Below are 5,715 nucleotides of genomic sequence, written 5' to 3' on the forward strand. Positions count from 1 at the left end.
GCGCAGTGGGCCGGGGAGAACGTCCACGCGTTCCGCTGAGTCACCGGGACAGCGGGAGCCGGAGCACGAGGCGGGCGACGGCTCCGGCGCCGTGACCCACCTGTGGGAGCGCGACTGCAGCGTCCAGCGCCGCCACCAGAAGCTGATCGAGATCGCCCCCGCGCCCGCGCTGCCCGCGGGCGTCAGGGACGCGCTGCTGGACGCCGCCCTCCGCATGGCCGCCTCGGTCCGCTACGAGAGCCTCGGCACCTTCGAGTTCCTCGTCGACGGCGAGGAGTTCTGGTTCCTGGAGGCCAACCCCCGGCTCCAGGTCGAGCACACCGTGACCGAGGAGATCACCGGCGTCGACCTGGTGAAGGCGCAGATCAGGCTGGCGCTGGGGGAGGACCTCGCCGGAGTCGGCCTGGCCGCGCCGCCGCGGGCCTCCGGCTGCGCCGTCCAGGTGCGGGTCAACGCCGAGACGATCGGCGCGGACGGCGCGCCGCGCCCGAGCGCCGGGACGCTCACCGCGTTCGCGCCGCCGTCCGGTCCCGGGGTCCGCGTCGACACCCACGGGTACGCCGGCCACCGCGCGAGCCCGCGCTACGACCCGCTGCTGGCCAAGGTCGTCGCCCGCGCGGAGGACCTGCCGTCCGCCGCCGCCCGCGCGCACGGCGCCCTCGGCGAGTTCGAGATCGCGGGCGTGGCGACGAGCATCCCGCTGCTGCAGGGCGTGCTGCGCCATCCCGGCTTCACGGCCGGCGGCGCGCGCACGTCCTTCATCGACGACCACCTGCCCGAGCTGCTGGCGAGCGAGCATCGCCGGTACTACGTCGAGACGGCCCCGCGCACCGCCGGGCCGGAGCCCGCGGCCGGCCCGGACGCGCCGCCCGGCACGGTCGCCGTCCCCGCGCCCACGCAGGGGACGGTCGTGAGCGTCGAGGTGGCCGAGGGCGACCTCGTCGGGGCCGGGGCGCCGCTGCTGGTCCTCGAAGCGATGAAGATGGAGCACGTCGTCCGCGCCGGAGAGGCGGGCGTCGTGCGGGCCCTGGCCGCCGCGCCCGGCGACACCGTCGCCGAGGGCGCGCCGCTGCTGTTCACCGAGCCCGCCGAGGGGGGCGGCGAGCACGCCGCCGAGGACGAGGCGGCCGATCTCGACCTGATCCGCGCCGACCTCGCCGAGACGCTGCGCCGGCACGAGAGCGGGCTCGACGCGGCCCGCCCCGAGGCGGTGGCCCGGCGGCACGCGCGCGGCCGCCGCACCGCGCGGGAGAACATCGACGACCTGTGCGACGCCGGGACGTTCACCGAGTACGGCGCCCTCGTCATCGCCGCGCAGCGGCGGCGCCGCTCCCTCGACGACCTCATCGAGCGCACCCCCGCCGACGGCATGGTCTGCGGCATCGGGGACGTCGACGGCGCGCAGGCCGTCGTCCTGTCCTACGACTACACGGTCCTCGCCGGGACGCAGGGCCACCTGAACCACCGCAAGACCGACCGCATGCTCGACATCGCCCACCGCCGCCGCCTGCCGCTGGTGCTGTTCGCCGAGGGCGGCGGGGGACGCCCCGGCGACACCGACACCACGACCGTCTCCGGCCTGGACGTCACCACGTTCCACGCCATGGGGCGGCTCAGCGGCGCCGTCCCGTCCGTCGGTGTCGCGAGCGGGCGCTGCTTCGCCGGGAACGCGGCCCTGCTCGGCTGCTGCGACGTCATCATCGCCACCCGGGACGCCAACATCGGCATGGGCGGCCCCGCCATGATCGAGGGAGGCGGCCTCGGCGTCTTCACGCCCGAGGAGATCGGCCCGGTCGGCGACCAGGAACCGAACGGCGTCATCGACCTCGTGGTGGACGACGAGGCCGAGGCGGTCCGGGCGGCCCGCCGCTACCTGTCCTACTTCCGGGGCCCGTCGGACGGCTGGGCCTGCGACGACCAGCGCGTCCTGCGGCACCTCGTCCCGGAGAACCGGCTGCGCGCCTACGACGTCCGCCGGGTCGTCGCGCACCTCGCCGACACCGGGTCGGTGCTGGAGCTGCGCCGCGCGTTCGGGGTCGGGATCATCACCGCGCTGGTCCGGATCGAGGGCCGCCCGACGGGCCTGATCGCCAGCAACCCCGCGCACCTCGGCGGCGCCATCGACCGCGACGCCGCGGACAAGGCCGCCCGGTTCCTGCAGCTGTGCGACGCGCACGGCCTGCCGGTGGTGTCGCTGTGCGACACCCCCGGCTTCATGGTCGGCCCGGACGCCGAGCGGACCGCCACCGTCCGGCACTTCAGCCGCCTGTTCGTCATCGGCGCCAACCTGCGCGTCCCGATCGTCACGATCGTGCTGCGCAAGGGGTACGGGCTCGGTGCGCAGGCCATGGCGGGCGGCGGGTTCAGGGCGCCGCTCGCGACCCTCGCCTGGCCCACCGGCGAGATCGGCGGCATGGGGCTGGAGGGCGCCGTCCGGCTCGGGTTCCGCAAGGAGCTGGAGGCCGCCGACGACCCGCGCGCGATGTTCGAGGAGATGGTCGCCGCGGCCTACGAGCACGGCAGGGCGCTCCACGCGGCCACCGTGTTCGAGCTGGACGACGTGATCGACCCGGCCGACACGCGGCGCTGGATCACCGCGGCGCTGGCCGCCGCCCCGCCGCCCGGCGACCGTCCCCGCCCCTGGATCGACACGTGGTGAGGCGCGGCCCGGCGCGGTAGGCGTCCCGCACGCGGGGATCGGCCCGCACCTCCGCCGGGGGCCCGGCGGCGATCACCTTGCCGTCGTCCAGGACGTGCAGGACGTCGCAGACGCCGAGCACGGGCTCGATCTCGTCCTCGACGACCAGCACCGCCAGCCCCTCTCCGGCCAGGTCGCGCAGCAGGACCTCCAGCGCCCGCGCGTGCCGCACCGGAAGGCCCGCCCACGGCTCGTCCAGCACGAGCACGGCGGGTTCGGCGGCCAGTGCCCGCGCCAGGTCCGTCAACCCGGCGACGCCGGGCGGCGCGTCCCGGACCGCCCTCCCGGCGTGGGCCTGGATGCCGACCCGGGCGAGCAGGGCGTCGGCGACGGCGCCCGCGTCGCGGCGCGCCTCGAGACGGCGCCGCCACCGCTCCCGCGCCGTGCGGCCCGGCTGCTCGCGGGTCATCGCGTGCCGGGCCGCGGCGGCCCGGACGGCCTCCCGGACGGTCGCCGGCCCCGCCGCGCCCTCCCGCTGGAACGTGCGGGCGATGCCGCGCCGGGCCCGCTCACGGGCCGCGCTGCGCGTCAGGTCGGCGTCGTCCAGCAGGACCGCGCCCGCCGCCGGGCGCCGCAGCCCCGTGATCACGTCGCACAGCGTCGTCTTCCCGGCGCCGCTCGGGCCGACCAGGCCGGTGACCGTTCCGGGCGGAGCGGTCAGTCCCGCCCCGTCGACCGCCGTCAGCGCGCCGAAACGGACCGTCACGTCCCGCACCCGCAGGCCCTCCGCAGCGGCCATGGCCTCCGCCCTCCGCGCCTCGTGTGATGTGGATCACTGGCGGATCCACACCCTACTGAGGAGCGCGGGCGGCGGCAACGGACCGGCGGGAGGCCGGCGGCGGTCAGGTCGCCGGGGGACCGAGCCGGTCGCGCGTCCACTCCTTCACCCCGGCGACGAACGCCTCGACGTCGGCGGCCTTGCCGGAGGCCATCTCGCCGAACCAGTCCGGCACGTACCGCTCGAACCGCCCGCTCTCCAGGACCTCCAGGACGGCCGCGGCCACCTCCTGCGGGGGCAGCGCCTCCGACAGGTCGCTGAGCGGCGGCTCGTTGCCGGGAAGGGCGAACAGCTCGGTCCCGGCGATGAGCGCGGGCTGGATCACGTGGGCCAGCACGCCCGTGCCGTCCAGGTCGACCGCCATGCTCTCCCAGAACGCCGTGAGCGCCGCCTTGGACGCGGAGTAGGCGGCCTCGTGCGGCGGGCCGAGCCGCGCCGCGACCGAGCCCACCGCCACCAGGTGCCCGCGCCCGCGCGCGACCATGCCGGGCAGCAGCGCCAGCGTGAGCCGCACGGGGGACAGGTAGTTGAGGCGCATCACCTCGTCGGCCTCGGCGGGGGACAGGTCCTGGACGCGGCGCCGCTTCGGCATCCCCGCGTTGTTGACCAGCACGTCGACGCCGCCGAGCTCGCGCTCGGCCTCGGCGGCGAGGTCGGCGACCGCGTCGGGGTCGGCGAGGTCGGCCGCCCACATCGCCGAGTCAGGGGCGTGCTCGCGGCACCGGGAGAGCACCTCCGAGAGCCTGTCCTTGCGCCGCGCCACCAGGCCGACGCGCGCGCCGGCGGCGGCGAGCGCCTCCGCCACCACGGCGCCGATGCCCGACGAGGCTCCCGTGACCAAAGCGGACCGTCCGGTGAGAGTCGCCATGCGGACCAACGTCACACAGCCCGCCCCCACCGGCAAGGCGCAGCGCCGACGCCCCCCGAGGGCGGTGCGCCGGAATGTCCGGCGGCGCCCGTGCCGTGTCGGTAAGGTAGTGGGTTTCGCCCCCCTCGCCACTCTCGCAGCCGGAGGTCTGTCCGCATGCCCGCCGAGTCCGCCGACCCTTCCGAACCCGCGGTCCTGGCGGCCGAACGCGCCCACCTCGCCGAGTCCCGCGCCGCCCTGCGCCGGATGCGCGAGCACGCCGCGAGCCTCTCCGCCGACGTCGCCGCCGACTGGGTCTCCAGGCAGTTCCTGGAGTCGCTGCTCGACCAGCGGGTCGAGGCGCTCGCCGACCACCCCGACACCCCGCTGTTCTTCGGCCGCATGGACCGCGACGGCGCGGCCGGCCCCGACCTGCCCGCCGTCATGTACGTGGGACGGCGGCACGTCCACGACGGCGAGGAGGGACGCCCCCTCGTGCTGGACTGGCGCGCCCCCGTCTCCCGGGCCTTCTACCAGGCCGGGCCCGCGGACCCGATGGGCTGGCGGCTGCGGCGGCGCTTCGGGTTCTCGGCCGGCGAGCTGACCGCGTTCGAGGACGAGCCCCTCGACGGCGGCGACCCACGGCCGGGGGCGGGCCCGTCCAGGATCCTGACCGAGGAGATCGAGCGCCCCCGGACCGGCCCGATGCGCGACATCGTCGCCACGATCCAGCCCGAGCAGGACGAGATCGTCCGCGCCGAACTGCCGCTGAGCGTCTGCGTCCAGGGCGCGCCCGGCACCGGCAAGACGGCCGTCGGCCTGCACCGCGCCGCCTACCTGCTGTTCACGCACCGGGAGCGGCTGTCGCGGTCCGGCGTGCTGATCGTCGGGCCGAACCGCGCCTTCCTCGCCTACATCTCGGCGGTGCTGCCCGCGCTCGGCGAGGTCCGGGTGGAGCAGGCCACGATCGACGACCTGCTCGGCCCGCCGCTCGGCGACGAGCCCGCGGCCGCGGCCGCCCTCAAGGGCGACGCCCGGATGGCCGACGTGCTGCGCCGGGCGCTGTGGCTGCACGTCCGCAAGCCGGAGGAGGGGCTCGTCGTCACGCGGGGCGCGGCGCGCTACCGGCTCGCCGACCACGAGATCCGCGAGATCGCCGCCGCGCTGCGCGGCACCACCCGGTACGGCAGCGGGCGCGCCGCGTTCGCGCAGCGGCTCGCGCACCAGATCCTCGTGCGGATGGAGCGGCGCGGCGAGGCCCCCGACGACCGCGTCCAGGACCAGGTCGCGCGGAGCCGGCCGGTCAGGCGAGCAGGCCCCTGCCCGGCGGCGCTCGCCGCCCGGCTGTGCCGGCGTGCCCATGCAGCGCACGCCGCCTCGCGCTGCGCGGCC

Annotated in this window: 3 protein-coding genes and 1 pseudogene; 2 read left to right on the forward strand and 2 right to left on the reverse strand. The window is 76.9% G+C overall.

The genetic code is table 11. The annotated features are described in order from the left end of the window. On the forward strand, positions 1-2,659 hold a 2,659-nt coding region (locus AB0C69_RS36995), incomplete at its 5' end, for a carboxyl transferase domain-containing protein (protein WP_360360280.1). On the opposite strand, the gene AB0C69_RS37000 is transcribed toward AB0C69_RS36995, so the two are convergent. Continuing rightward, entirely contained in the window at positions 2,592-3,437 is an 846-nt protein-coding gene (locus AB0C69_RS37000) for an ATP-binding cassette domain-containing protein (protein ID WP_360360283.1), read from the reverse strand. The two genes, AB0C69_RS36995 and AB0C69_RS37000, sit on opposite strands and share 68 nt — an antisense overlap. A gap of 103 nt (positions 3,438-3,540) precedes the next feature. Beyond that, entirely contained in the window at positions 3,541-4,344 is an 804-nt protein-coding gene (locus tag AB0C69_RS37005; RefSeq protein WP_360360286.1) for an SDR family NAD(P)-dependent oxidoreductase, read from the reverse strand. Between the two features lie 156 nt (positions 4,345-4,500). Between AB0C69_RS37005 and AB0C69_RS37010 the strand changes: the two are divergent. Then, positions 4,501-5,715, forward strand: a pseudogene (locus tag AB0C69_RS37010) (AAA family ATPase); the annotation flags it as partial.

The sequence above is a fragment of the Actinomadura sp. NPDC048032 genome, from assembly GCF_040653175.1.
GTDB classification, from domain to species: Bacteria; Actinomycetota; Actinomycetes; order Streptosporangiales; family Streptosporangiaceae; genus Spirillospora; species Spirillospora verrucosospora.